Origin of the sequence: Planotetraspora kaengkrachanensis, from assembly GCF_016862895.1 — a bacterium.
In the GTDB taxonomy this organism is placed as follows: Bacteria; Actinomycetota; Actinomycetes; order Streptosporangiales; family Streptosporangiaceae; genus Planotetraspora; species Planotetraspora kaengkrachanensis.
Genome location: NZ_BONV01000005.1, coordinates 160,565 through 186,536, shown reverse-complemented (window position 1 = coordinate 186,536; position 25,972 = coordinate 160,565). Strand labels below are relative to the sequence as shown.

Annotated in this window: 25 protein-coding genes and 1 pseudogene; 13 read left to right on the top strand and 13 right to left on the bottom strand. The window is 69.7% G+C overall.

The genetic code is table 11. The annotated features are described in order from the left end of the window. Positions 1-20: 20 nt before the first annotated feature. Positions 21-1,178, bottom strand: a complete 1,158-nt coding sequence (locus Pka01_RS09130) for an erythromycin esterase family protein (protein ID WP_203882189.1) — start codon at positions 1,176-1,178, stop codon at positions 21-23. 90 nt (positions 1,179-1,268) lie between these two features. On the opposite strand from Pka01_RS09130, the gene Pka01_RS09125 reads away from it, so the two are divergent. Continuing rightward, positions 1,269-1,952 carry a TioE family transcriptional regulator gene (locus Pka01_RS09125; protein ID WP_203882188.1) on the top strand — a complete coding sequence of 228 codons (684 nt, stop codon included), beginning with the start codon at positions 1,269-1,271 and terminating at the stop codon, positions 1,950-1,952. Between the two features lie 228 nt (positions 1,953-2,180). Here Pka01_RS09125 and Pka01_RS09120 read toward each other — a convergent pair whose 3' ends face one another. Both Pka01_RS09120 and Pka01_RS09115 read right to left on the bottom strand, forming a co-directional pair. Then, positions 2,181-4,415 (bottom strand): M64 family metallopeptidase, encoded by a 2,235-nt coding sequence (locus Pka01_RS09120; RefSeq protein ID WP_239114848.1) that lies wholly within the window; start codon positions 4,413-4,415, stop codon positions 2,181-2,183. A 199-nt stretch (positions 4,416-4,614) separates the two neighbouring features. Then, positions 4,615-5,868, bottom strand: coding sequence for an alpha/beta fold hydrolase (locus Pka01_RS09115; RefSeq protein WP_203882187.1), 1,254 nt, complete (start codon positions 5,866-5,868; stop codon positions 4,615-4,617). A gap of 111 nt (positions 5,869-5,979) precedes the next feature. Between Pka01_RS09115 and Pka01_RS09110 the strand changes: the two genes are divergently transcribed. Beyond that, positions 5,980-6,930, top strand: a complete 951-nt coding sequence (locus Pka01_RS09110) for a LysR family transcriptional regulator (RefSeq protein WP_203882186.1) — start codon at positions 5,980-5,982, stop codon at positions 6,928-6,930. Between the two features lies 1 nt (position 6,931). Here the strand turns inward: Pka01_RS09110 and Pka01_RS41200 are convergent, their stop codons facing one another. After that, positions 6,932-7,918: an ArsR/SmtB family transcription factor gene (locus Pka01_RS41200; protein WP_275414442.1), complete on the bottom strand. Its 987-nt coding sequence runs from the start codon at positions 7,916-7,918 to the stop codon at positions 6,932-6,934. 71 nt (positions 7,919-7,989) lie between these two features. On the opposite strand from Pka01_RS41200, the gene Pka01_RS09100 reads away from it, so the two are divergent. Next, positions 7,990-8,898 (top strand): aldo/keto reductase, encoded by a 909-nt coding sequence (locus Pka01_RS09100; protein WP_203882185.1) that lies wholly within the window; start codon positions 7,990-7,992, stop codon positions 8,896-8,898. A gap of 146 nt (positions 8,899-9,044) precedes the next feature. Continuing rightward, a complete protein-coding gene (locus tag Pka01_RS09095) occupies positions 9,045-9,941 on the top strand; it encodes a dioxygenase family protein (RefSeq protein ID WP_203882184.1) in 897 nt (298 codons plus the stop codon). A gap of 10 nt (positions 9,942-9,951) precedes the next feature. On the opposite strand, the gene Pka01_RS09090 is transcribed toward Pka01_RS09095, so the two are convergent. Further along, positions 9,952-10,572 (bottom strand): TetR/AcrR family transcriptional regulator, encoded by a 621-nt coding sequence (locus tag Pka01_RS09090; RefSeq protein WP_203882183.1) that lies wholly within the window; start codon positions 10,570-10,572, stop codon positions 9,952-9,954. A 117-nt stretch (positions 10,573-10,689) separates the two neighbouring features. On the opposite strand from Pka01_RS09090, the gene Pka01_RS09085 reads away from it, so the two are divergent. The 3 genes from Pka01_RS09085 (at position 10,690) to Pka01_RS09075 (ending at position 12,609) form a co-directional block, all read left to right on the top strand. Beyond that, entirely contained in the window at positions 10,690-11,715 is a 1,026-nt protein-coding gene (locus Pka01_RS09085) for a glycoside hydrolase family 113 protein (protein WP_239114847.1), read from the top strand. Positions 11,716-11,812: 97 nt separating this feature from the next. Next, the gene (locus tag Pka01_RS09080; RefSeq protein WP_203882182.1) at positions 11,813-12,259 is read left to right on the top strand and encodes an SRPBCC domain-containing protein; all 447 of its coding nucleotides are present in this window, start codon (positions 11,813-11,815) and stop codon (positions 12,257-12,259) included. Then, positions 12,256-12,609 (top strand): ArsR/SmtB family transcription factor, encoded by a 354-nt coding sequence (locus Pka01_RS09075; protein ID WP_203882181.1) that lies wholly within the window; start codon positions 12,256-12,258, stop codon positions 12,607-12,609. Before Pka01_RS09080 ends, Pka01_RS09075 begins: the two co-directional genes overlap by 4 nt. A gap of 319 nt (positions 12,610-12,928) precedes the next feature. Here Pka01_RS09075 and Pka01_RS09070 read toward each other — a convergent pair whose 3' ends face one another. After that, the gene (locus Pka01_RS09070; protein WP_203882180.1) at positions 12,929-13,948 is read right to left on the bottom strand and encodes an aldo/keto reductase; all 1,020 of its coding nucleotides are present in this window, start codon (positions 13,946-13,948) and stop codon (positions 12,929-12,931) included. Between the two features lie 154 nt (positions 13,949-14,102). Between Pka01_RS09070 and Pka01_RS09065 the strand changes: the two genes are divergently transcribed. Next, positions 14,103-14,693, top strand: coding sequence for a TetR/AcrR family transcriptional regulator (locus Pka01_RS09065; protein WP_239114846.1), 591 nt, complete (start codon positions 14,103-14,105; stop codon positions 14,691-14,693). Positions 14,694-14,735: 42 nt separating this feature from the next. On the opposite strand, the gene Pka01_RS09060 is transcribed toward Pka01_RS09065, so the two are convergent. Continuing rightward, entirely contained in the window at positions 14,736-15,839 is a 1,104-nt protein-coding gene (locus tag Pka01_RS09060; RefSeq protein ID WP_239114845.1) for an NAD(P)/FAD-dependent oxidoreductase, read from the bottom strand. 96 nt (positions 15,840-15,935) lie between these two features. Between Pka01_RS09060 and Pka01_RS41195 the strand changes: the two genes are divergently transcribed. Both Pka01_RS41195 and sigJ read left to right on the top strand, forming a co-directional pair. Then, a complete protein-coding gene (locus Pka01_RS41195) occupies positions 15,936-16,070 on the top strand; it encodes a hypothetical protein (RefSeq protein WP_275414441.1) in 135 nt (44 codons plus the stop codon). After that, positions 16,060-16,959, top strand: a complete 900-nt coding sequence (gene sigJ / locus Pka01_RS09055) for an RNA polymerase sigma factor SigJ (protein WP_203882178.1) — start codon at positions 16,060-16,062, stop codon at positions 16,957-16,959. The genes Pka01_RS41195 and sigJ overlap by 11 nt, the downstream gene beginning before the upstream one ends. A 14-nt stretch (positions 16,960-16,973) precedes the next feature. Here sigJ and Pka01_RS41190 read toward each other — a convergent pair whose 3' ends face one another. Both Pka01_RS41190 and Pka01_RS41185 read right to left on the bottom strand, forming a co-directional pair. After that, the gene (locus Pka01_RS41190) at positions 16,974-17,135 is read right to left on the bottom strand and encodes an SDR family oxidoreductase (protein WP_275414440.1); all 162 of its coding nucleotides are present in this window, start codon (positions 17,133-17,135) and stop codon (positions 16,974-16,976) included. Between the two features lie 68 nt (positions 17,136-17,203). Next, a pseudogene (locus Pka01_RS41185) lies at positions 17,204-17,395 on the bottom strand (SDR family NAD(P)-dependent oxidoreductase); the annotation flags it as partial. Between the two features lie 350 nt (positions 17,396-17,745). Here Pka01_RS41185 and Pka01_RS09045 point away from each other — a divergent pair. Further along, positions 17,746-18,873: a phosphotransferase family protein gene (locus Pka01_RS09045; RefSeq protein WP_203882177.1), complete on the top strand. Its 1,128-nt coding sequence runs from the start codon at positions 17,746-17,748 to the stop codon at positions 18,871-18,873. 2 nt (positions 18,874-18,875) lie between these two features. Then, positions 18,876-19,976 (top strand): Rv3169 family protein, encoded by a 1,101-nt coding sequence (locus tag Pka01_RS09040; RefSeq protein WP_203882176.1) that lies wholly within the window; start codon positions 18,876-18,878, stop codon positions 19,974-19,976. 11 nt (positions 19,977-19,987) lie between these two features. Here Pka01_RS09040 and Pka01_RS09035 read toward each other — a convergent pair whose 3' ends face one another. Continuing rightward, positions 19,988-21,328, bottom strand: a complete 1,341-nt coding sequence (locus tag Pka01_RS09035) for an FAD-binding oxidoreductase (RefSeq protein ID WP_203882175.1) — start codon at positions 21,326-21,328, stop codon at positions 19,988-19,990. A gap of 244 nt (positions 21,329-21,572) precedes the next feature. Between Pka01_RS09035 and Pka01_RS09030 the strand changes: the two genes are divergently transcribed. Continuing rightward, positions 21,573-22,508: an RNA polymerase sigma-70 factor gene (locus tag Pka01_RS09030; protein WP_203882174.1), complete on the top strand. Its 936-nt coding sequence runs from the start codon at positions 21,573-21,575 to the stop codon at positions 22,506-22,508. Here Pka01_RS09030 and Pka01_RS09025 read toward each other — a convergent pair. The 3 genes from Pka01_RS09025 to Pka01_RS09015 are packed head-to-tail and all read right to left on the bottom strand — an operon-like array spanning position 22,505 to position 25,789. Continuing rightward, positions 22,505-23,749, bottom strand: a complete 1,245-nt coding sequence (locus Pka01_RS09025) for a multidrug effflux MFS transporter (RefSeq protein ID WP_203882173.1) — start codon at positions 23,747-23,749, stop codon at positions 22,505-22,507. The two genes, Pka01_RS09030 and Pka01_RS09025, sit on opposite strands and share 4 nt — an antisense overlap. Next, positions 23,749-24,813 carry a histidinol-phosphate transaminase gene (locus Pka01_RS09020; protein ID WP_203882172.1) on the bottom strand — a complete coding sequence of 355 codons (1,065 nt, stop codon included), beginning with the start codon at positions 24,811-24,813 and terminating at the stop codon, positions 23,749-23,751. Before Pka01_RS09020 ends, Pka01_RS09025 begins: the two co-directional genes overlap by 1 nt. A gap of 28 nt (positions 24,814-24,841) precedes the next feature. Beyond that, entirely contained in the window at positions 24,842-25,789 is a 948-nt protein-coding gene (locus Pka01_RS09015; RefSeq protein ID WP_203882171.1) for a phytanoyl-CoA dioxygenase family protein, read from the bottom strand. Between the last annotated feature and the right edge of the window lie 183 nt (positions 25,790-25,972).

Here is a 25,972-nt window from a genome sequence, read left to right as displayed (position 1 = left end):
GCTTGGCACGCACGCGTCCGTCAACCCAGCCTTACGGCCTGCTTGAGGAAGACGACGCCGTCGATCATGTCCAGCTGGGCCGGGTCCAGCGGGAAATAGCGGAAGTCGTGGGAGACGCGCGGGGCGGGCTTCGTGATGGCGCCGGCCAGGCGGCGGGCGTCGATGAGAGAGCGGTCCCACGGGAGCGTGGACAGGACGCCCTCGACGGTGTCCGGGGGCGGGGTGTCGTCGCCGGCCGTGCCGAAGGCCGAGGCCAGGAAGGCGTAGCGGTCGCCCAGATGCGTCCCGGTGATCGCCCCCGCGCTCCACCACTCCAACTGCTGGTCGCCGAGCGGCATGAGGCTCTTGTTCCGCTGCAGGTGGACGTTGTGGGCGAAGACCAGGGCCGGACCGTGTTCGGCGACGGCACGCAGGTTGGCGGCCATCATCGCGTCACGCAGGCCCGACAGCCTGGCCATCCGGGCCGGGGAGGTGTCGGCCATCCAATGGTGGTAGCGGAGCAGGCCGACGGCGGTGCGCCCGTACAGTGCCGCCCTCTCCCCGTCCTCCGCGCTCAGCCGCGGCGCCTGCGTGTCGAGCAGCGCCACCAGGTCGTCGGCGATCAGCCGCAGCCGCTGGGCGTCGGCGGACTGGCCGATCGACTGGGACGGGTCCATGACCGTGGCCTCGTTCGTCCATCGGTCGTCCGGGCCGAGCAGCGCGTCGAGGGTTTCCATCGTGCACGGGAGCGGGCCGTCGAGGAGGCCGTGGAGGCCGGTGAGCGCCTGGCGCGGGCTCTCTGCCCAATACTCCAATGGACCGTCGAAGCCGTAGAACCGGAGCTTTTCTTCGTGTTCCTCGTTGTACGCGCGCATCCAGCGCACGAGCTCGCGGTTGGCCGGGGACGCGCCGAAGCCGTGGCTGAAGCCGTGTTCCATGACGTCGTCGAGCGTGCCCGCGCCCGTGGCGAGGTGGTCGTCGACCATGAGGCCCTTGAGACAGTCGCTCTCGATGGCGAACGACCGGTAGCCCTCATGCTCGACCAGATGCCGGAAGATCTCGTTGCGCACGTCGCCGAGTTCCCCCACGAAGTGCCTGGCCTCGCCCAGGCCGAGCAGCAGGGGCAGGGCGGGAAGCGACCGGAGGAACGCCGAGACGCCCGTGCCATCGAGCGGCCGGGCCGTTTCCTTGATATCCATACCTTCAACGGTATCGTTGAACACTCGATGTAAACTTTTCCGAGAAAATCCCCTTTCTGTCGCGATGGACCTTCAATCGGTGATGCATCCATGAGGCCAGTGGACCTGGCGCGTGAGCACGGCCTGTCCACCCAGGCGATCAGGAACTACGAGGACGCCGGGATCCTGCCCGCGGCCGAACGAACCGTCCACGGCTACCGCACCTATACGCCGTTGCACGCGCAGGCCCTGCGCGCGTTCCTCGCCCTCGTGCCCGGGCACGGTCACCAGACGGCCACGTCGATCATGCAGGCGGTCAACCGGGGTGCCGCAGAGGACGCGCTGCGGCTCGTCGACGAGAGCCACGGCCAGCTCCTCGACGACCGTCTAACCCTCCAGGCCGTCGAGGCCGCGCTCCGCGATCTGGCGCCCGTGCCCCAGGAGCGGGGCGACACGTTCATCGGCCCGCTGGCCAGGAGGCTCGGCATCCGCCCTGCCACCCTGCGCAAATGGGAGAACGCCGGGCTGGTCCGGCCGCGCCGCGATCCGCAGACGGGCTACCGGGTCTACAGCGCGGCCGACGTGCGGGACGTCCGGCTGGCCCACCAGCTCAGGCGGGGCGGTTACCTGCTGGAGCAGATCGCCCCGCTGATCGCTCAGGTCCGCTCCGCCGGAGGCGTCGCCCCGCTGGAGTCGACGCTGCGCGACTGGCAGGCCCGCCTGTCCGCCCGGGGCCGCGCCATGCTCAGGGGCGCCGCCGACCTGGACGCGTACCTCTGCGCCCGCGAACCCTGACGCCTCGTCGACGACAGGCTGATTCCGCCGGCGGACGGGCTTCGTTGGAGTGCATGATCACCCATGGTGACCGGGCAGGTCACCATGGGTGCGGCCGAATCCGTGCTTGATCACGAAATGCGTTTCCGCAGTTCGTGCGGCACGCGGCCGAAAGTGTGCATGATCACCCTCTAAGGGGCGAGGGGTGCGTGATCACCCTCTGAGGGGCGAGGGGTGCGTGATCACCCTCTAGGGGGCGAGGGCGCCGCACTGGGCGGTGCCGGTGAGATGGTTGGCCACCCCGGCGTCGGAGAGTGCGGGCGCGTTCGCGGCGCAGGACATGGCACCGTGGACGGTGGTGCCCGTGACGACGGCCGTCTCCGTCGCGGTGTTGCCGGTCAGGCTCACCGCGCCCTTGATGTCGGAGCCGCCGATCACCAGCGCCCGGGTCGTTCCGGAGACCGCGACCGAACCGCTGACGTCGGCCTTGAGCAGGTGCACCTCGGCGGCGGACGCCGCGGTGAGCCCGCCCCTGATCGTGCCGCCGTCGACCACCAGCGACGCGCCGCGGCGCACCGTCACCGAGCCGCTGACGTCGGCGTCGTCGAGGCAGGTGACTCCTGAGGTGACCGTGAGGGATCCCTTGCGTGAGCCGGTGATGGTCGTGGTGCAGGCCGGCGGCGGTGCCAGGGTCGTCACCGTGAAGCTCTTCGGCTGCCCGTAGTTGCCTGCGGCGTCGATGGAGCGGTATTCGACGGTGTGCGCGCCGCGGGGCAGCTTGCCGTACGTGAGGCTGTCGATGGTGGTGCCGCTCTCGCTGAACGTCCACGGCAGGTCGGCGGAGGTCGGCCAGCCGAAGTAGTTGAACCAGCCGTCACCGTCGACCCGCGACTCCCGCACCACGTATCCGGGCTGGTCGTCCTGGCCGGTGAGCCGCATGGTGAAGGGTCCGTTGTAGACGTAGGCGTCGCCCGACCCGGCCAGCGGTTCGGAGAGCTCGTAGTCGGTCGTGGGCAGGGAGTCGTCCACGGTCCAGGTGAGCGTCTGGCCGTCCGATGCGGCGGTGAGGGTGTGGTCTCCGGGCGTGAGCTGTACGGCGCCCAGGTCGAGGTCGCCGTCGGTGTCGTCGAGGCGGGTGCCGTCGAGTGCCCAGGTGACGGTGGGGACGTGGTCGTCGGGATGGGGGGTCTCGGCGTACACGACCTCGTCGCGGGCCACGGGCAGGCCCGTCGGGGTGGAGGAGAGGAAGCCGGGTCCGGTCGCCACGGGGGTGGTGGTCAGGCCGGTGTCCACCGTCCACGTGCGGGTCGCGGTGAGCGCGGCGCGGATGGCGGGGTCGCGGACGAAGCCGGTCGGATCGGCGACCGTCGCCGTCACCTTGTGCGTGCCGGGCGGCAGGCTCAGTGAGCGCAGGTCGAGCGAGGTGGCGTGGCCGGAGAGCTCGGTGCCGTCCACGCTCCACGTGGTGGTGAGCGAATGGGTGTTCGGGTGCATCGGTTCGACCCACAGCACCCGGTCGGCGCCGACGGGTGCGGCCGTGGGCGTTTCGCTCTGGATGAGGCTGACCTTGGCCGCGATCTTCTGGGTCATGATCTCTCGGCTGACCTGGTCGTAGTAGTAGCCCAGGGTTCGCATGATCGAGTGTTCGCTGGGCCGCCAGACGCCGCTGCTCTTGTACAGGCCGCCTTCGTATCTGCCGATCACGCCGCCGGCCTCGCTGGGCTCGCCGAGCCAGCGCCACCACTTCTTGTGCTGGTCGAGCATCTGCTGACCGGTCAGCAGGGTGTGGTGCGCCGAGGCCGGCTCGCCGCCCGCGTAGGGGCCGCCGTCCACGCCGCGCGAGTAGTAGGAGTACTCGTCGTCCAGGCCGCCGAGCGAGTGGCCGATCTCGTGCGGGGCGATCAGGGCCGACATGGAGTTGTGCCCGGAGGCGGTGGCGTAGGCGCCGCCCGCGCCGCCGTACGTGCCGCTGTTGGCCAGCGCCAGGATCTGCCGGTTGGCGCTGCGCGTTCCCGGGACCATGTTCGCGTAGGTGTTGGCGGCCGAGTTGTTCAGGGTGAGCAGCCGCTGGACGCTGGAGGCGTTGCAGCCGCCCCAGAAGCCCATGCTCAGCGGTGTGGTCTTGCGGCCCGCGGACAGGTCGGGGTCGCAGCCGACGCCGGACGCGCCGGAGACGATGTCCACCCGGTAGACGTTGAAGTAGTTGCGGTACGACTTGTACGGCTCGATCGACCACAACACGTTGAGGTGGTGATCGGCGTCCGCGGCGAACGTGGACTGTTCGTCCTCGGTGTAGCCGTCGCCCATGATGATGAGGTTGAAGCGCTTGGCGGGGTCGCCGGTGACCTGGAGCGGCACCACGGTGGCGCTGCCGGCGGCCGCGGTGGCGGCGGTTTCCGCGCCGGCGTTGGTGATGGGGACGGTGAGCAGGGCGGCGGTCATCGACAGGGCCGCCAAGGCCGCGAACGGCCTGGGGATGCGCACGGGGGGACCTCCAGCAGGAAACGGAGCGTGCCTGCACTATCCGCCTCGCGCCGCCCGATCCGCCCATCCCAAGTTGGGATAACTCTGGATTTATGGCTTGAGAAGCTAATTCAAATGGCTATTTCTTAATATGCATGAATAAATAGCGATACGTTGAATTCGCGCCGTCAGTCGTGTCGTCAGGGACGGGCGGACGCGGTCACCCGCGCACCATCGTGATCAGCCGGTCCAGTACGGCCGGGCCGCGGCTGAGGCCGTCGTGGGCGTATTCGTTGGTGATCCAATGGACGAGCCCGCCCACCGCTCCGGCCGTGACGAGCGAGTGCTCGCGGTCGACGTACATGTCGTCGTGATAGATCGCCGCGGCGACCGGCACCGTGTTGCGGGCCAGCCGGTCGGGGTCGTAGAGGTGCGGCCAGGAGGTGTACGCGGCGAGCTGCTCGGCGGACGAGCGCAGAGGTGCGAGCACGGGGTCCTCCTCGAAGTGCCACGGGAAGACCATTTCGCCGGTGAACCGGACCGGTCCGCCTCGCTCCGGATCGAACTCGGGGAACTCGTCCAGCGCCCGGTGCGCGGCCCAGGCCGAGGCCTCGCCCTGGCAGTAGACCATCTCGTGCAGCAGGGCGTAGAGCGGGTGTTCGGCGAAGGAGACGACAGAGTCGACCCGGCGAAGGAACACGTCCGACAGCCGGCCGTTCCCGGTGAACGCCTCGTCCAGCAGGTGGTGGACGAGGTCGAAGCGCCGTGCCTGGCCGAACGTGATGCCCAGCGTCTGGAACCTGCGCGGTGTGAGCGCGTCGCCGCCCGGCAGGGACACCTCGTGTTCCCGCAGGTGGTCCACGACCCGGTCGGCGATCTGCTGGTCGCCCGGATAGCGGGAGAAGAAGCGCTCGTTGTGCGCCAGGACCCGCGGGTAGGCCGCCCGGTAGACGTCGTACGGCGAGGCGGTCAGCGAGGGCAGCCCGCCTGTGATCATCACCTCGCGCAGGCCCTCGGGGGCCAGCGACAGGTACGTGACCGCGCAGAACCCTCCGTAGCTCTGGCCGAGGACGCTCCACGGGCGGTCGCCCGCGAGGTGCGCACGGAGCAGCTCCGCGTCGCGCACGATGTTGTCGGCCCGGAAGAGACGCAGGTCGTCCGCGGGAGACGCCAGATCGGTCACGGTCTGCCGGGTGATGGGAGTGCTTCGTCCCGTACCCCGCTGGTCGAGCAGGATCACCCGGTAGTCGCGGGTCGCCCGGGCCAGCCAGGCGGGCAGTTCGCGCGGGCCCCGGTTGCCGGGACCGCCTTCGAGATAGAGCAGCCACGGCAGGCCGGAGGGCTCCTTGTCCACGGCGACCACCTCACGGGCGAACACCTCGATCGTCCGGCCGCCGGGGACGGCATGGTCCAGCGGGACCGTGATCGTGTGATCGGTGAAGACGTATCCGGAATGGCGGTGAGTGACGGGCATGAAGGTTTCCTCTGGTCGGGCTCGCCCTCCACCCTGCACGAACCATGAAATATCCGGCAAATCCCGAAGGGGTATATTCCTGGAGTTATAGGGGTGAAGGGAGAGGCCGCTGTGCAGCTGGAGCTTCGCCATCTGCGGGTGATCTGCACCATCGCCGACGCGGGAAGTCTCAGCAAGGCCGCCACCGCCGTCGGCGTGTCGCAGCCGGCGCTGACCGCCCAGCTTCAGCGGGTCGAAGGGGCGTTCGGCGGGCAGCTCTTCCGGCGCGAGCGCCTCGGCGTCACCCCGACCCCGTTCGGCCAGTTCGTGCTCACGCGGGCCAGGTCGATCCTGCTCACCGTGGACGAGCTGCTCAGCGGCGTCAGCGCCTACGACGACCGGCCGGACGTCGCGCGCATCGGCGGATATGTGACGCCGATGTTGTCCGGACTGCTCAGCAGGCTGTTCGCCGTGCCGGGCGTGTCGATCACGGTGCACACCGAGTACTCGCCGCGGCTCCTGCTCGATCTGCTGGCCTCGCGCCGCCTCGACGCGGCGACCCTGGTCGACTATCCGGGCAACGAGCTGCCCGCCGTTCCCTCGGTCGGCATGCGCCTCGTGGCGACCGAACCGGTCTTCGTGCTCATGAGCAGCGACCACCCGCTCGCCGGCGAACAGGACGTGCGCCTGGCCGATCTCGCCGACGACGACTGGGTGATCTCGCCGCCCGACGGCGTCGGTTGGCCCGAGTGCGTCTACTCCGCGTGCCAGGAGGCGGGGTTCACGCCACGGGTCCCGCACAGCATGACGGAGCAGACGATGATCCGGCAGCTGGTCGCGGGCGGGCACGCGGTCTCACCCTGCCAGGCCACGGTGCAGGACGGCCCGGGCATCGTGGTCCGCCCGCTCGCGGGCAACCCGTTGTGGCTGCGGCACCACGTGGCCTGGCGCTGGGACGGCCCGCTCGCGGGGCGTGCCGAGGAGCTGACCGAGTTCGCGGCGCAGGCGCATCGGGAGGCGATCGCCGACCGCCCGCACTACGCTTCCTGGCTCGCCCGCCGGCAGGGGACGGCTCCCGCCTGACTCACGAACCCGCGGCGGCGAGGACCGTTTCCGCGGCGGCGGTGCGGGCGTAGAGCACGGAGCGGCCGGCCCGGTGGGCGCTGACCAGTCCCGCGTCCCGCAGCGCGGTGAGGCACTGGGACACACCGGCGGGGGACAGGCCCGTGCGACCGGCCAGTTCGGTGGTGGACGCCGGCGTGTCCAGTTCGGTCAGCAGCAGGGTGCGAGAGCGGCCGAGCACGGCGGCGATGGCGCCGGTGCCGGTGACGGGCCGAGGCTCCCACAGTGTTCCGAGACCGCGTGGCGGGTAGGCGAGCTGCGGCGGATCCGGCGGAGTGAAGCGGGTGAACAGGCCCGGCCCGGTGAAGGCCGAGGGGATCAGCAACAACCCCTCGCCCGCCGTCTCGCGGGACAGCGCCCGCCGCCGGGCCAGCCGCAGCGCGCTGTCGTCCCAGCTCACCCAGGGATGCAGGTCGTTGAAGAGGTGGGCCGCGCCGTGTTCGGCGACCTGCCGGGCCCGATGGAAGACGTCGGCGTCGAGCACGGCGCGGATTCGCGCCCAGTAGGGCGCCAGCGCGAGCTCCCAGTAGACCTCGATCTCCTCGGCCACCCGGGTCAGGCAGGCCCGGGGGTCGGTGTACAGGTTCCGGGCGCGGGGGCCGAGACGGCCCTGCTCGTGCGCCAGGCGGTCGAGTTCCCGGCGCACCCGGTCGGCGGGCGTCGCCACCACCACGGCCAGTTCCTCCGCCAGCGTGGGAGCCGGCCCGGCGGGCGCCGGGTTGAGGAAGTCGGGCACATAGCCGGACGGCGGGATCAGCTCGGCGAGCCAGCCCCGGTCCAGGCCGGCCGCCGCCGTCCGCGGCCGGACCTGCTCGGCCCACCTCCGGTGCACGGGATGGGCGGAGCCGGATCGCAACAGCCGGAAACTGGGCCCGACCTCCCACATCGGTGAGACGGCGAACCGCATCTGCGCCAGGTCGCTCGCGGAGAACGTCAGCTCCGCCGGCACCGGCGAACCTCCGGATTCGGATATGTCTTAATCATTGGCGGTCAGGCTACATGTATGAGGATCATCCGGACATGACCTCGACAACGATCACCGCAGCGGCCTCCGGCAGTTGGACACTGGGCGACCTGGAGATCAACCGGATCGGTTTCGGCGCGATGCGCCTGACGCAGCACGGCGAGGCGCTCAGGCCGGACGCCGCCTCGAGCGGGCGCCGCCAGGCCGTCGGCGTGCTGCGCCGCGCCGTCGAACTCGGCGTGAACCACATCGACACCGCGGCGTTCTACTTCTCGCCGCTGCGTTCCGCCAACGAGCTGATCAACCACGCGCTGGCCCCGTACCCCGACGACCTCGTCATCACCACCAAGGTCGGACCGGGCCGCGACCCGTCGGGCCACTGGTTGCCCCACGCCGGCCCCGCGGAGTTACGCGGCCAGGTCGAGGAGAACCTGCGTCAGCTCGGCAGGGACCACCTCGACGTGGTGAACCTGCGCGTCCTCGGAACCCAGTCGATCGCCGAGCGGTTCCTCGCGCTGGCCCGCCTGCGCGAGGCGGGGCTCATCCGGCATCTCGGCCTGTCCAACGTCACCCCCGCCCACCTCGCCGAGGCGCAGGCGATCGCGCCCGTGGTCGGCGTGCAGAACATGTACGGCATCGGCGTGCGGCCCGAGCAGGACGACTTCCTGCGCGCGTGCGGTGAGCAAGGAGTCGCGTTCGTGCCGTTCTACGCGATCGCGGGCACCGGACGACAGGCGGGGGCGAGCGGCGTGGAGAGCGAGGAGGTCCTCACCGTCGCGCGGGCGCACGGCGCGAGCGCGGCGCAGGTGCGGCTCGCGTGGACGCTGCACCGGGGGCCACATGTTCTCGCGATCCCCGGCACCGGCGACCCCGGGCATCTGGCCGACAACGTCGCCGCCGGCGCACTGCGCCTGTCCACGGACGAACTCGCGGTTCTGGACCGCGTCCACCGGGCGCAGGGGTGAAGGCGCCGCCCGCGCCGGGCCGTGGCGGCGCGCACCGCCGTACGGGCTGATCGCGCGAGGGAGGACGCGACGGAGGGCGGCGCGGGCGGCCTCGATACATTGCAGGAACAAGCAGGAACAGGGTGGCCACGCCTAAGGAGTGTCAAGTGTCCACGAATCCGACCGCGCTCTCAGGGACGCCCGCCGAGTTCACCGAGAGTTCGGCGACCGCGCTGGTCAACGCACGCTGGGCGCAGACGCCCGACGAGCGGTTGCGAACCATCCTGGAGAGCATGGTCACGCACCTGCACGACTTCATCCGCGATGTCGAGCCGACCCATGAGGAATGGCAGCGGGCCATCGACTTCCTCACCGCCACCGGGCAAAAGAGCGACGCCGTGCGTCAGGAGTTCATCCTGCTCTCCGACGTCCTCGGCGTCTCGATGCTCGTCGACGCGATCAACAACCGCAAACCCAGGGGCGCCACGGAGTCCACCGTGCTCGGGCCGTTCCACATGGTCGACTCGCCGGTGCGGGAGCTCGGCGCGGACATCTCCCTCGACCGCAACGGCGTCCCGTGCGTGGTCGCCGGCCGGGTACTGGGGATCGGCGGCGAGGCGCTCCCCGGGGCGCTGGTCGACGTCTGGCAGGCCAACGGCGACGGCTTCTACGACGTGCAGCAGCCCGGCGTGCAGCCGGAGCTCAACCTGCGGGGCCTGTTCACCGCCGACCACGAGGGCCGCTTCTGGTTCCGCAGCGTCCTCCCGGCCCCTTACCCGATCCCCGTGGACGGGCCGGTAGGCGATCTGCTGCACGCCACCCGCCGCGACCCCCACCGGCCCGCGCACGTCCACTTCATCGGCGGCTGCTCCGGCTACCGGCCGGTGACCACCCACCTGTTCCTCGAGGGCAGCCCGTATCTGGACACCGACGCCGTGTTCGGCGTCAAGCCGAGCCTGGTCCGGCCGGCCGTGGACGTCGACGACGCCGCACGCGCCGCTGAATACGGCGTGGCGGCGCCGTTCAAGCTCATCGAGTTCGACCTCGTCCTCACGCCCGCGTGAGGCGCTGAAGTCAGTTCGCGGCCGGACCGCGCCGCCGTACCAGCGGGAGGTACACCTCGTCGACGATCTCGACGAGGACGTCGTCGGGCGCGGAGGGGATCCCGCGCAGGACGAACTCGTTGCGCAGCAGGACGATGGCCACGGTGGCGACCCGTGGATGGAGCGCTTCGGGGGAGGCTTCGCCGCGGGCGACCGCGCGGCCGAGGACGATCAGCCAGGGGGCGGCCACGGCGTCGCCGGACTGATCCTGAACCTGTGCGAGGAGCTCCGCCGCGCCGCCGGAGGCGGAGATGAGTTCGCGCAGGATCGCGCCGAGGGGAGAACTCCAGTGGCGGTTCGCCCGGCGTAGCAGCTCGAGGGCGTCGCCGCGCAGATCACCGGTGTCGGGCGGCGGGACGGTCGAGGCCAGCTGCCGGTAGGCGGCGAGGCCGAGTGCGAGCCGGTTCGGCCAGCGGCGGTAGATGGCGTTCTTGTTGGTGCCCGCGCGGGCCGCGACCTTGTCCATGGTCAGCCCGGAATATCCGGACTCGGTCAGCTCGTCCACCGCGGCTTGCATGATCGCCTCCTCCAGGGCGGCGCCGCGTCGCCGCGTGTGCCCGGCGCCCGGCCGTCCGCTCGGATCCTCCGCCATGGCCCCCTGCTTCACGATCGGTACCGGCCGTACCCTCACATTCTGGTTGCAGTCTCGACATGCCGGCAACTACGGTACTCGCCGTACCCTAATTTCCTCGCTGGAAGAGAGCGCGACATGCGGGCCAAAGGCATCAGTTACGACACCGGCTTCGTCTACAACGGGGCGATCGGGCACGAGGGTTTCGACCCTGAGGTGGTCAGGCGCGAGCTGCGCGTCATCCGTGACGACCTGCACTGCAACGCGGTGCGCGTCATGGGCGGGGATCCGGATCGGCTGGAGTTCGCGGCGGGGTACGCCGCCGACCTCGGCCTGGAGGTGTGGTTCTCTCCCTATCCGCTGGAACTGACCACGGATGAGATGTTGTCGCTGTTCGCCGACTGCGCCGAGCGCGCGGAGCGCATCCGGTTGAGGGGAGCCGAGGTCGTGTTCGTCGTCGGCGCCGAGCACAGCCTGATGAACAAGGGTTTCCTGCCGGGCGACCACGTCGGCGAGCGGGTCGGGTTCCTGACCCGGCCGGGCCGGGCGCCCGAGGAACTCGGCGAGCTCAGCGCACGGATCAACGACTTCCTCGCCGAGGCGGTGACACTGGTCAGGAAGCGGTTCGGCGGCAAGGTGACCTACGCCTCCGTGCCGCTGGAGCGCGTCGACGGGGAGCTCTTCGACTTCATGTCCGTGGATCTCTACCGGTCGGCCGAGGTCGCCGACCGATTCGCCGAGGGCGTCCGCACGCTCGTCGCTCAGGGCAGGCCGGTGGCGATCACCGAGTTCGGCGCCGCCGGTTACCGCGGCGCCGGCGACCTCGGCGCCCGCGGTCTGGAGGTCGTCGAGTACGACAAGGACACCTGCAGGCCTGTGCGGCTGAACGGCGAGCACGTCCGCGACGAGGCCGGTCAGGCCGCGTACGTGCGTGAGCTGCTGGAGGCCTTCGACGCCGGGGGAGTCGACAGCACCTTCGTGTTCACCTTCGCCCTCTACGACCACCCGCACCGTCCCGACGGGGACCCTCGCGAGGACCTGGACCTCGCGAGCTACGGCGTCGTCAAGGTCTACGAGGACCGCCTCGGACAGGCCTATCCCGACATGCCGTGGGAGCCCAAGGCGGCGTTCGCCGCCGTCGCCGACTTCTACCGGGAGCACTGAGCCGAAATCGACGAAGTGCAACTCCAGGGTTGCGCGTTGCGGAATCGATGTGCAACCCTGGAGTTGCATTCGCTGGCGACAACGAAGGAGTCCTGTCATGAGTGAGGACCGGATCGAGCGGGAGACCCTGATCGCGGCGCCCCTGGAGCGGGTCTGGCCGCTCGTGGCCCAGCCCGGGTTCTGGGTGGCCGACGAGGAGAGTTCGGCCGGCACTGTCGCCGCGGCCGGCGACTCGACCGTGGTCAAGAACGCGGAGTACGGCCAATTCCCGGTGCGCGTGGAGAAGGTCGACCCGCCGACGTACGTGGCCTACCGCTGGACCAGCGCGTTCCCCGGAGAGGAGTTGCGCGAGGACAACAGCACCCTCGTCGAGTTCACGCTGACCCAGGAGGGCGACCACACGCGGCTGCGCGTCGTCGAGAGCGGGTTCGCGGCGCTGGCCGGATCCGAGGAACTGCGCGGCCAGGCGATGGAGAACAACACCAGCGGCTGGCCCCAGGTGCTCGACGCGTTCAAGACGCGCGTCGAGAAGTCGTCCGTGTGACGGACGAACGCGGCGACGCCGTCGAGACGGTCGACGACATCCTCGTCGCGCTGGCCGACCCGACGCGACGCAAGTTGCTCGATCTGCTGGCCGCACAGGGTGAGGCCACCGCGACGACGCTCGCCGAACGACTTCCCGTCTCGCGGCAGGCGGTGGTCAAGCACCTGTCCGTCCTGGACGCGGCGGGGCTGGTCTCCGGCAGAAAGGTGGGCCGCGAGGTGCGGTACGCGGTGCGGCCCGCGGCGCTGGACGCGACTGCGCGGTGGATGTCCGCCCTCGCCTCCAAGTGGGACAGGAGGCTGGCGAACGTCAAGCGCGCCGCCGAGGCGGCGGAGCGGGATTCGCAGTAGCTCCTCCCGCCACGTGCTGTCGGCCGGGCCACGGTCGCGGACGGGGAGGGGCAGCCCGAGTCCCGGGCGTGGAACCGCGGGGGAGACGGGTCCGGTGGGCGACCGGGCCCGTCCACCGGGAGGGCTTCGGCAGGGACGTCGGCGCCCGCCGGGAAGCCGGGCTTCGATCCGGTACGGCGGGCGCCGACCCGCAATAGAAATCTACTTTGTAAAGGCCCCGGGTTGAAGGAAATCGTCGCCCACCTCTTAAACCCCAACCTCCACCAGCCACGACCCGGGACGCGGCAGATCGCCGATGTGGAGGCTGCCGCTTGGGCGATCAGCGGCGCCGCAGTGACGGGTCGAGCAGCGCCGGCGTGGTGTCGTTCTTCTCGTGCGCGGCGAGGTCGGTGCCGGGGGCGACGATGGCATCGATCGCGTCGAGCACGTCGGCGGAGAGCGTGATGTCCGCGGCGGCGAGCTGCGCGTGCAGGTGGTCCAGCGTGCGGGGGCCGATGAGCGCGCTGGTGACGCCGGGGTGGGCGGTCACGAAGCCGAGTGCGAGCTGGATCATCGTCAGGCCGGCCTCGTCGGCGACCTTGGCCAGTCGCTCGACGGCATCGAGCCTGGCCCGGTTGGAGGGGATGGTGGTGTCGAAGCGCTGCGGCATGAACGTTGAGCGGCTGGTGGTGATCTCCCTGCCCTCGCGGATCGCGCCCGACAGCCAGCCCGAGGCCAGCGGGCTCCACACCATCACGCCGAGCCCGTACTGCTCGGTCACGGGCAGGACGTGGGTCTCGATACCGCGCTGCAGGATCGAGTAGCTGGGCTGTTCGGTGACGTAACGGCTCAAGTGATGCTCGCGGGCGGCCCACTGGGCTTGCACGATGCGGTAGGCGGGGAAGGTCGAGGAGCCGAAGTAGCGGATCTTTCCCGCGCGCTGCAGGTCGGTCAACGCCGACAGGGTCTCCTCGTCGCCGGTGTTCGGATCCCACCGGTGAATCTGGTAGAGGTCGACGTGGTCGACACCGAGCCGGCGCAGGCTGTCCTCCAGTGCGGTGACCAGCCAGCGGCGCGAGCTGCCCCGGCGATTGCGCCCGTCGCCCATCGGCATGGTCGCCTTCGTGGCCAGCACGAGGTCGTCGCGGCGGCCCGTGATGGCCTTGCCGACCATCTCCTCCGACTCGCCGCCGCTGTACACGTCGGCGGTGTCGATCAGGTTGATCCCCGCCTCCAGGGCGGCGTCGACGATGGCGGTGACCTCGTCCTGGGTGGTGCGCCCGATTTTTCCGAAGTTCATCGCGCCGAGCGCGAGGGTGCTGACCTGCACGCCGGTGCGGCCCAAGGTGCGGTTCTGCATGACTGTGGCTCCTCATCGCGGGGGAAGTGCGGGGCGTTTCATGGCTTGGCCATCGGGTCCCTGCTCTGACATCATGAGCAAAACGGAACCTCGTTCCGAAACGATACGGAACGTGGTTCCGTTTTTGCAAACGGCGGGTGGAAGGAGCGGCGCGGTGAGCGACGGCGACGAGGGCGCGGGGCAGTCGGCCCCGTCCAGGCGGAAGGACGCCCGGCGCAACAAGGAAACCCTGCTCGGTGCGGCCGCCGCGGTCTTCGTCACGTCAGGCGTGGACGCGCCGGTACGCGACATCGCGGCCAAGGCCGGCGTCGGGCTGGGCACTATCTATCGCCACTTCCCGACGCGAGCGGATCTCATCATCGCCGTCTACCGGCACCAGGTCGACGCCTGCGCCGATGCCGGGCCGGCCCTGCTGGCCACCAGCGCCTCCGCGCATGCCGCACTGGGGCGGTGGATCGACCTCTTCGTCGATTTCCTGGTCACCAAACACGGACTCGCCGCCGTGCTGCAGGCCGACAACGCGGGCTCCGAGGCGCTGCATGCCTACTTCCTCGACCGTCTCGTACCCGTCTGCGCCGAACTGCTCGAAGCCGCAGCCGTCGCCGGCGAGATCCGCCCGGACGTCGATGCGTACGAACTCATGCGAGGCGTCGGCAATCTCTGCTTCGGCGCGGACAGCGATCCCCGCTACGACGCACGCCGCATGGTCGAACTCCTCATCGCTGGGCTACGCCCACACCGCTGACCTCGGCGACATCGCGCGAGGGGCTCTCGCCCCTGGTGCCGGTCAGTTCACACCGGGGATCAGCCGGGCGGCACGCGGACTGCGGGCGGTCATCACGATGGTGCGTACCGTCGTGCGGACTATCTGCTCCTTGACCAGCGCGGCGGCCCGCCCGGTGAGGATGCGGTCGCGCGGGGAGTCGTCCCTGCCGACGAACTGGAGCAGCCCGTCGTGGCGGCCGAGGCTGATGCACTGGGCGTAATAGGAGAACTTCAACGGCCGGGGCTCCAGGCCTCCGAGGTCCCGGACCACCGAGCGGGCCGCGTGCAGCCCGACCGGCAGCGCGGTGGCGCAGGCCATCCGCAGCGGACCGGAGACCGGGGTGTACGCGGCGGCGGCGTCCCCGGCGACATAGACCTCCGGGTGGGACGTAGAGCGCAGCGCCGGGTCGACGGTGATCCGGTCGTGCTCGTCCAGGGTCAGTCCCGCCGCCTTCGCGATCTCGGTGTTGGGCACCATGGACGCCGACCAGACCACGACGTCGGAGTCGAGATCGTCGGCGTCGGGGACCTGGTGGTCCTCCTCGATCGCCACGCCCAGGCCGGTCAGGACGGATCGGATGTGCGCCCGGCCGCGCCGGGAGACGCCTGGGGCGACCTGCCCGGCGGTGACGAGCCGGATGTCCCACTCCGGGTGCGACTCGGCCAGTTCGGCCGCGGTTTCCACGCCGGTCGGCCCGCCGCCGACCACGGTGAGCCGTCCGAACTCGCCGTGCAGCCGCCGGTGCAGTTCCGCCGCGGTCTCCGCGGTGAACACCCGGCCCGGGCGGGCCGGTCCGGGGTCGCCGGTCCGGCTGCCGAGGGCGTACACCAGCCGGTCGTAACCGACGACGCGGCCGTCGTCGGTGTGCACCTCGGAGGCGGCGGTGTCGATCCGGGACACCCGTTCCGCCAGGTGCGTGACGCCGGACGCCCGCAGCAGCGGCCGCAGCGTGTGCCGCACGTCCTGGCGGCCCGCCGCCCGCTCGTGGAGCCGCACCCGCTCGGTGAAGGAGTCGGCGGGGTCGATCAGCGTGACCCGGACGTCCCGTGCCAGCCCGAAGGCCGCGCGCAGGCCGCCGTATCCGGCGCCCAGCACCGCCACATGTGCTTCGTGGAGTCGTCTCATGCTCGATACGACGAGGTGGCTCCGCGTGATGTGAGCGGCCCGGGAAGTTCACGTTCGGCGGGGCTGTGTCGTCAAGTGGGTGTGAGAACACCTGTGATGCACCAGAAGATAGTCGTCCCAGACGGCGGGTATGCCGGGGTGATGTGCGCGAACCGCCTCGCCGGCACGGCCGGCGACCAGGTGGCGATCATGCCGGTGGGGTCGATCGAGGAGAGCCGCGATGGCGGATGAGAACGGCTCGCTGCGCTCGATCTTCACCGAGCGTGCCGCTTTGATGAGCGTCGCGTTCCGCATGCTCGGCTCCATCCACGACGCCGAGGACATCGTGCAGGAGGCCTACACCCGCTGGTACGCCCTGACGGAGCAGGAGCGGCTCGCGATCGAGGCGCCGACCGCGTGGCTGGTCCGGGTGACCGGCCGGATCTGTCTTGATCATCTGGCCTCTGCACGGGTGCGGCGGGAGCGGTACGCGGGGGAGTGGCTGCCCGAGCCGCTGCCCGATGACGGCGCGTGGACCAGCGCGGCGCCCCGGGACGCCGATCCTGCCGACCGGGTGACGCTGGACGAGTCGATCAGCATGAGCATGCTGGTATTGCTGGAAGCGGTGACCCCGGCGGAGCGGGTCGCGTTCATCCTGCACGACGTGTTCAAGATGCCGTTCGCGGAGATCGCCGCCGTGGTCGGGCGCACTCCGGTGACGTGCCGGCAACTCGCCGCCTCCGCGCGCAGGCACATCCAGTCCAACCGTCACCGGGCCATCGCACCGGATCAGCACAGGAACGTGGTGGCCGCGTTCAAGGACGCCTGCGAGACGGGCGACTTCGACGCGCTGATCAAGCTGCTGGACCCGCGGGTGACCGTGATCTCGGACGGCGGAGGCAAGATCCGGGCGGCGCGGCGGCCGATCCACGGTGCGGAGAAGGCCGCGCGGTACTTCCTGGGGCTGCTCCGCAGGGACTTCGGCCAGGAGGTGGCCGAGGCCGAGGTCAACGGCCGGCCGGGGCTGGTCGCCCGGCTCGACGGCCGGGTGGTCGCGGTGCTCGCCACCGAGGTGCGCGGCGGCCGGCTGACCGACATCTGGATGGTGCTCAACCCGGACAAGCTGCGCTCCTGGCGCTGAGGCCGCCTGACTGCTCAGGTGAGCTCGAGGCCGCCGTCGACGGTGAGGACCTGACCGGTGATCCACGTGGCGGCCGGGTCGGCCAGGCGCACGATCCACGCGGCCACCTCCTCCGGGGTGCCGCGGCGGCCGAGTGGGATGCGGGCGGTCTCATCCTGTTTGATCTGCTCGACCACGGTTCGGGCAGTCCCGCCGCGGCCAGGGCCTGGCTTTCCGTCGGGCCGGGGGCCAGGGCGTTCACCCGGACGCCGTCGGCGGCGAGTTCCAGCGCCCGGCTGCGCGTCAACTGCTCCAGGGCCGCCTTGGAGGCCGCGTAGTGGGCGGCTCCGGGCAGCGGCCGGTGGCCGTACGTGCTGGAGACGTTGACGATCGTGCCGCGGCTCGCCGCGACCGGCACGCCGCGCAGTGGGGCGTGCCGTCCGGCGGGAAATCGCATCAGGCCTGACGGGAACCCGGGGCCCCGGGTCGCGGCCCTCAGTCCCCGATGCCGGGCGACGTCCGGGCTGAAATGTTCGCCCGCGCGACGCGCTGTAGGAACCTGTATCACCTGGGTTCCTTCCTGAGATGGTCTCCAGTGCGTCTTTCGCCGTCCGGAGCTCACGCCCGCTCATGAGCTGCGGGTTTACGGCATGCCTGGCATCCGTGGCAGGAAGGGCTCGGAGCGTGACAGGCCCGGAAATTCCCGCTATTTCCCTCGCCGTTCCCGGTGTAATGTAATCGCGAGTCTAGAACTTGTTCTACTGGGGTTTCCGCAGAATTCAGAATGCGTCGCCCGGAGGGAGTTCGATGGACCGCCCGGCAGAGAAGATGATGCGGCGTTCCGGCCGCGATCCCCATGCCTTTCCTCCCCGTCTCGCCGAGTGGCTGGCGACCGTCCTGCCCGCCGGCGCCTCGAATCCCGACGTCGTGGTGCACCAGGGGGCCGACGCCAACGGCCTGTCGTCGGAGACGTTGTTCGTCGACGCCACCTGGACCGAGAACGGACTGCCGCGGACCGGCCGTTTCGTCGCGCGCGTCACTCCGGCCGCGGAAGACGTTCCCGTGTTCCCCGAATACGCCCTTCAGGACCAGTACGACGCCATGCGACTGGTCGGCGAACTGACCGACGTGCCCGTCCCGCGGGTTCGGTGGATGGAGCCGACGGGTGAGGTGATCGGCAGCCCGTTCTTCCTCATGGACAGGGTCGAGGGCGTCGTCCCGCCCGACGTGCTGCCGTACACCTTCGGCGCCAACTGGTTGTACGACGCCACACCGGAGGAGCAGCGCCGCCTGCAGGACGTCTCGGTCGAGATGATCGCCAAGCTGCACGCCATCCCCGACGCGTCCTCGACGTTCGGGTTCCTCACGCCGCGCGAGGGCGCGGACGGCGACAGCCTGCTCGCCCGGAACCTGGCGCGCACGCGCGCGTGGTACGACTTCGCGGTGACCGACCTGGACCGTTCACCGCTCGTCGAGCGCGGTCTGGCCTGGCTGACGGCGAACCTGCCGGAGGCCGGTGACACGGTCCTCAGCTGGGGCGACTCGCGGATCGGCAACATCCTCTACCGCGACTTCGCGCCGGTCGCCGTGCTCGACTGGGAGATGGCCGCGATCGGCCCGCGCGAGCTCGACATGTCATGGTTGATCTTCGCCCACCAGGTCTTCGAGTCGATCACCGCGGTGATGGAGATGCCGGGCATGCCGCACTTCCTCCGTGAGGAGGACGCGAAGGCGACGTACGAGAAGCTCACCGGTGTGGCCCTGGGCGATCTGCAGTGGTACCACGTGTACAACGGCGTGCGATGGTGCATCGTGTTCATGCGCACCGGCGCGCGGCAGATCCACTTCGGTGAGGTGGAGCGCCCCGGCGACATCGAGACCCTCATGCACTCGCGGCCGTTGCTCGAAAGGCTTCTCGACGAGGTAGGTGCGTAGACGTGGTCAGTCCGCTCGACGAGTACCCCATCCATCAGGCGCCGCTGCCGGTCACCTGGGCCGCGACCAGCGACCGCAACTTCTATGACCGTTGCTACTTCAACGCCCACGACCGTACGGGCGACATCTTCGTGATCTCCGGAATGGGCTGGTACCCGAACCTCGGCACCAAGGACGCCTTCGTGCTGGTCCGCAGGGGCGGCACGCAGACGGCCGTACACCTGGGCGACGCGATCGACGACGACCGGCTGAACCAGCGGGTGGGCCCCTACCGCGTCGAGGTCGTCGAGCCGCTGCAGAAGCTGCGGGTCGTCATGGACGAGACCGAGGGCGTCGCCCTCGACCTCACGTGGGAGGGTTCGTTCCCCGTCGTCCAGGAGCAGCCGCACATCCTGCGCTCCGGTAGCCGCGTCACCCTCGACGCGCAGCGTTTCGCCCAGGTCGGCACGTGGTCCGGTGTCATCGTCGTCGACGGCGAGGAGATCGCGGTGACGCCCGACCGCTGGGTCGGCACCCGCGACCGCTCGTGGGGCATCCGCCCGGTGGGCGAGCCCGAGCCGGCCGGGCGGCCGTCGGACCCGCCGTTCGAGGGCATGTGGTGGGTCTACATGCCGTTGCGGTTCGACGACTACGCCGTCGTGTTGATCCTCCAGGAGAACCCGGACGGCTTCCGCACTCTCAACGACTGCACCCGCGTGTGGCGCGACGGCCGGGTCGAGCAGCTCGGCTGGCCTCAGGTGACCGTCTCGTACGCGTCCGGCACCCGGATCCCCACCGGGGCGGTGATCCGGTGCACCGGCGCGGAGGGCAAGCCCGTCGTGCTGGAGGTCGAGTCGCTGCTGCCGGTGGCGCTGCACATCGGCGCCGGTTACGGGAGCGATCCCGACTGGTCCCACGGCGTTTGGAAGGGCCCGGGTTTCACCGAGCGTGTCACGTACGACCTGGAGTCGCCTGAGGTGGCGGGCCGGATGATGTTCGGCATCGTCGACCACGTGGGCCGGGTCACCTGCGATGGGGCGATCGGTTACGGCCTGTTCGAGCACGGCGCCATCGGCCGCCACGACCCGAGCGGCTTCACCGACTGGTTCACCCTCGCCCCCTGACCCGCCAGGGCTTACTGGGGCCGGATGTTGTGGTTGCGGGCGAACAGGTTGGCGGGGTCGTACCGGCGCTTGACCGCCGCGAGCCGTTTGTGGGTCTCCGTCGGATAGATCGCGGCGACGTCCTCCTCGGTGGCGGAAGCGAGGAAGTTGGCGTAGGCGCCGTTGATGTGAGGTGCGAGTCTCTCCCAGATCGCCTCCAGAGCCGGACGAGCGGCCTCGACGACCGGTCCCGGACCCGCGATGGTGGTCACGAACATCAATTCCGCCTGGCGATGCGCGTAGGCGGTGGCGTCGTCGGGGACTCGGGACACGGCACCGCCGACGCTGCGGACGGAGATGAACGGCGAGCCTTCCGAAGCGCCGGCCTCGGCAAGGATCTGTAGGACCTCGGGCACCGATTCGTTGTCGACGAATGCGCTTCGGGGGACGAACCGGATTCCGGGCGGCGGTGTCGCGCCGTCCACGAGCGTGTCCGCGTAGGGCTTGAGCGCGATGTCGTCGTCGATCACCGTGCCGAGCCGGCGGATCGGGTCGATCGCCTCAGCGGCGAGTTCCGGGTCATCGCCGTCGAAGGCGACGTGGATCTCGACCGGCGCTTCGGGGCCGCCGGCGAACGGATTGGCGAAGTCCGCGGTGGAGGTGAGCTCTTCGGGGGCGGTGCGGAGGTGGTCCGCCCAGCCTTGGAGCACGGTGGCCGCCTCCGATGCGGGGAAGGCGATCTTGCCGTGGAAGACGTCTGTCGTAGGGTGTGCCACGAACTCGAAGGCGGTCACGATTCCGAAGTTGCCGCCGCCTCCGCGGATGGCCCAGAACAGCTCCGGGTTGTTTTCCGAGCTCGCTTGCTCGACCGTTCCGCCGGCTGTGACCACCTCTGCGGTGACCATGTTGTCCAGGGCCAGGCCGTACTTCCTGACCTTCCAGCCGATGCCGCCGGTCAACGTCAGCCCTCCGACACCGACGCTCTTGGTGTCGCCCGAGGAGATCGCCAGGCCATGCTGGGCCAGGGCGGCCGCGACGTCACCCCAGGTGGCGCCGCCGCCGATCCGCACGAGGTGACGTTCGTGGTCGATGATCTCCACCTTTGCGAGCATGCTGAGGTCGATCACGACGCCGCCGTCGTTGGTGCCGAAGCCCGCGAAGGCATGGCCGCCGCCTCGCACGGACAGCGGAAGCCCCGCGCCGGCGGCGAATCGGACACCCGCTCGGACGTCCCCGACGCTCTTGGGCCGCAGGACATAGGCCGGACTGCCCGAAGCCAGTACCGAGCGGCTGGCCGATGCGTACTCCGTTCCGCCCGGTTCGACGATGTCGCCGCCGAAGTCGCGGCGAAGGGTTTCAAGCGCTGAACTCATGATTTTCCTTTCACACAGGTCGGACACGCCGCGGTGGGCGTCGGCGAGCCCTCCTCGCTCATGGAGTGGCGTACCGCGCGGATCGTCCGCGCGGCGTCCTGACGACCATGGAGATGCCGGCGACCCGATCCCTGTGACAGCGCGGCGATGTGACATACGCCATAGATCACGGTTGTCACAAAACGGTGGGGACCGGCGTCATGTGCATGTGGCGCAGACGAGAACCAACAGGCAGGAGCCGGTCATGAGCGAGAGGACAACGGACGCGGCTGAGCCGCTCGCCGGCGGCGGCCGCACGGACTCCGCCACCGAGGCGTTCGTCGCCCACCGGAACCTGCTGTTCACCGTCGCCTACGAGATGCTCGGCTCCGCGGCCGACGCCGAAGACGTCCTGCAGGAGACCTGGCTGCGGTGGACGGGCGTCGATCTCGATGCGGTGCGGGATCCGCGTGCCTACCTGGTCCGGATCACCACCCGGCAGGCGCTGAGCCGGCTGCGTACGCTTCGCCGGCGCAAGGAGTCCTACGTCGGCCCCTGGCTGCCCGAGCCGCTGCTGACCGCGCCGGACGTCGCCGAGGACGTCGAACTGGCCGACAGCCTCTCGATGGCGATGCTGCTGGTGCTGGAGACGCTCGCGCCGACCGAGCGGGCGGTGTTCGTGCTACGCGAGGTGTTCGACCTGGAGTACGACGAGATCGCGCAAGCCGTCGACAAGAGCGCGGCCGCGGTCCGCCAGATCGCCCACCGGGCACGGGCACACGTCGCCGCGCGCCGGCCCCGCGGACCCGTTTCTCCGGACGAGACCCGCGACGCGCTCAAGGCGTTCCAGCGCGCGATCGAAACCGGCGACCTGCAACGCCTGCTCGACCTGCTCGCGCCGGATGTCGTCTTCCTGGGCGACGGCGGGGGAGCCGTGCAGGCCGCGCTTGTGCCCATCGTGGGGGCCGAAAGCGTTGCCTTCCTGGCCGCCAGGCTGAGCAGGTTCGGCGCGGCGGCGTCGCTGCAGCCGGCACAGGTCAACGGCCACCCGGCCCTGATCCACCGGCTGAACGGCGAGATCAACACCGTCATCGCGGTACGCATCGACGACGGCCTCATCACCGGGCTCTACGCGGTGCGCAACCCCGAGAAGCTCTCACGGGTCGAGCAGGAGACCGCCATGAGCCGGTCTCCGAGCTAGGACTCCGGGGCCGGGTGGCGGGGAGAGGTTCGGCCGGCGACGACCGGGGGCTGAATCGGCCTTCGAAGGGCGAGGAAGGCCGCGACACCGGCTATCGCACACACCGTCACGAACAGGCTCATGCTTCGGCTGTCCTTCGGGCTGACGCTGACGATGAAGGACGCCACGGTTCCGCCACCCATCTGACACGCCCCGAGCAGACCGGATGCCGCACCAGGGAAGGCGGGAAACCCGGTCACTCCGCCTGCCACCGACAACGGGAAGATGAAGCCGTTGCCGACGTTGACCACAGCCATGAGAATCAGCATCGGCCACAGGTTGAGCGGGCTGTACAGGGAGAACACCAGGAAGGCCAGCGCCCCTCCCGCGAAGATGAGGTGCGCGCGTGTCAGCAGTTCATCGATGGGAGTGCTCTTCACCAACCGGCGGGAAACCAGGTTGCCGGATATGAAAGCGACCGACATCAGGATGTAGCAATAGCCGTTGGCCGCGGTGCCGACACCCATTCTGTGGAAGATCGCCGGTGAGCCGACGAGGTAGCCCGTGTATACGGCGTATCCCATGGCCAGGTTCACGCCGTAACGCCAGAAACCTGGGCTGTCGATCAGTTTCCGGTAGTTCCCGGCGGTCTCCCGCAGACGACGGGTTCGCGCCGCGTGCGGCCGGGACTCGGGCAGCCGGAACAGCGCCGCGATCACGGTCACCGCAGCCAGGGCGGCGGTGAACAGGAACGGGGCTCGCCACGAGAACCATTGCGTCAAATAGCCGCCGATGAACGGGGCAAACGCCGGCGAAGCGCCCATCCACGGCATGATCAGGCCCAGAACCCGCGCTGCGGTCTCCCGGTCGTACAGGTCGCCGATCATCGCCCTGGCGACGACCAGGCCCGCGCCGGCGCCGAGCGCCTGAAGCAGCCTGGCGGCCGTGAAGACGGTGATGTCCCCGGGGAAGGCGCAGGCCAGCGACGCCAGTGCGTAGACCGAGAATCCGGCGAGTATCGGCAGCCGGCGGCCGTGCGCGTCGGACAGCGGTCCATAGAGCAGCTGGGCGACCAGCAACCCGATCAGATAGGGCCCGAACGACGCCTGTACGGCGGACACCGGCACGCCCAAAGACGTCGCCGTCAGATTCATCCCCGGCAGGTTGATGTCCGACGACATCAGGCCGCCGATGCTCAGCGAGATGAGGATCGCCAGCATCATCGGCGACGGCTTGGTCCGCGGAGGCGTCGGCGGCTTCATCAGCGGGCGAATTCGGCGGCGACGGACAGAACGATGTCATTCGCGGGTTCGGGACCGACCGTGATCCGGACCCCCTCGCCGGGGAACGCCCGGACGAGCACGCCCGCGCGCTGACACGCTTCGTCGAAGTCGGCCGACCGCTCTCCCAGGCGAAGCCAGACGAAGTTCGCCTCGGTCTGGGCCATCGGCCACCCCTGTGCGCGGAGAGTGCTCATCATGCGCTCCCGCTCCTTCACGATCGCCTCCACCCGCTCGGAGAGTTCGTCCGTCGCCCGCAAGGAGGCCAGGGCGGCGCGCTCGGCCAGCCGAGTGACGCCGAACGGCAACGCCGTCTTGCGTACGGCCCGCGCGACCGCCGGATGCGCCACCGTGAATGCCACCCGCAGGCCGGCGAGGCCGTACGCCTTGGAAAAGGTGCGCAGCACGGCGACGTTCGGCCGGTCGCGGTATCGCCTGATGCCGTCCGGGATCTCGGGAGCCCGGACGAATTCCCGGTACGCCTCGTCGAGAACGATCAACACGTGCTCCGGAGCACGGTCGATGAAGGCGTCCAGGGCCTTGTGATCGACCGCGGTGCCTGTCGGGTTGTTCGGGTTGCACACGAACACCAGACGCGTCCGATCGGTGATCACATCGAGCATCGCCTCCAGGTCCTGATCGGCGCCGGAGAGCGGCACGCGGATCTGCCGGGCTCCGGCGACCGAGCTCAAGATCGGATAGGCCTCGAACGAACGCCACGCGAACACGACCTCGTCCCCTTGGTCCACCACGGCCAGGAGGAGCTGCTGGAGTACCGCGGCTCCGCCGCCGCCGACCGCGACGTTCTCGGGCGCCACGTCGAAGTGCTCGGCGATGCCTTCGACCAGGTCGTTGTTCAGCATGTCCGGGTAGCGGTTGAAACTCGCCGCGGTCTCCCGCACGACGTCGAGCACGCTCGGCAAGGGCGCGAAATGGTTCTCATTGAAGTTCATGTGGTGGCTGACCGCCCCCAGCCGGCCGACGCCCGGTTCGAATACCGGCACCGCGTCCAGCGAGCTCCGCATTCGCGGCGCGTTTCCGCTCATGATTCCTGCCTTTCTTCGAGTCGAAGCCTCACCGTCGGCCGTCTTCGGCGGGACAGGGTTGCGGCTGACGCCAGACCACCGGGCAGTAATCCGGGTCGGAATAGTCGGGACGGCCGTCGCCGGTTCGGCGGACCAGTTCGTCATGGCTGTAGCGAGCATTTTCCCCGCCGGGCCTGCGGAACTCTCGATATTCGTTGTCCCTGTCTTGGAAACGAACCGTCACGACACGCCGCGGTTCGCCGCTGAGATTCGGACCGCTACCGTGGTAGGTCTTGCAGTGGTGGAAGCTGACCTTGCCTTTCTCGACGGCCAGCGAGATCTTCCTGAGTTCAGTGTTGTTGTATTCCGCGTTTCGCTCGAGAGTTCGCTCCAGCGTTTCTGGATCTCGGTTCGCGAAATGCTGGGTCTCGTCGTCGCCTGCTTCGAGGGGGAGCGCCTTCCAGTTGTGGCTTCCATCGATCACCCGGAGCGTTCCGTGCTCCTCGCGGCAATCGTGCAGTGGAACGAACGCGGTGACGAGATTCTCCGATGTGCAGACACTCCAGTGATGGAGGTCGATGTGCCAGGGGACGACATTGCTCGGCTCGTCGCGCCGGCCCGGTTTGTAGATGAGCGTGCTGCTCCAGAGCCTCGCCTCGGGTGTCGCCATCAGCAGAGCCGCAACGGCGCCGACGAGGGGCTTGCACAGGATCCGGCTCACCGTGGCGTTTTCATACGCGATGTAGTCGTTGTGCCGCTGCACGTCGCCGTACTGGGGCGCCCAGTACGCCACTGCCGGCGGTTTTCTGGGGAGGCGTCGATCTCGATGACCCCCGTAGAACCGCTCGGTGCTCTCCCTGACTTCGTCGATCTCTTCGTCGGTGAACAACCGATTGGACAGATACCAGCCGTGCTCCCGGTAGAAATGAACGTCCTCCTCCGTGGGCAGGAGTTCCATCTCCTCGTCGGTGAGCATGAATTTCTTGTTCGAAGCCACGGCGAACCGCCTCTTCCAACTCGAGTCGCGATCGGCGGGATCGCTCGCCGGCGACTGCGCGTCCGGCAGTGCGGCGAACCCTCCCGGCCGGATCCGGCCAGGTGCAGGCGACTTCGGCAGGAAAAGCCGGCCGCCAGGTGGCGACGCCGGGAATCTGGATCCTCAGAGTGTCCCGGTGCCGTC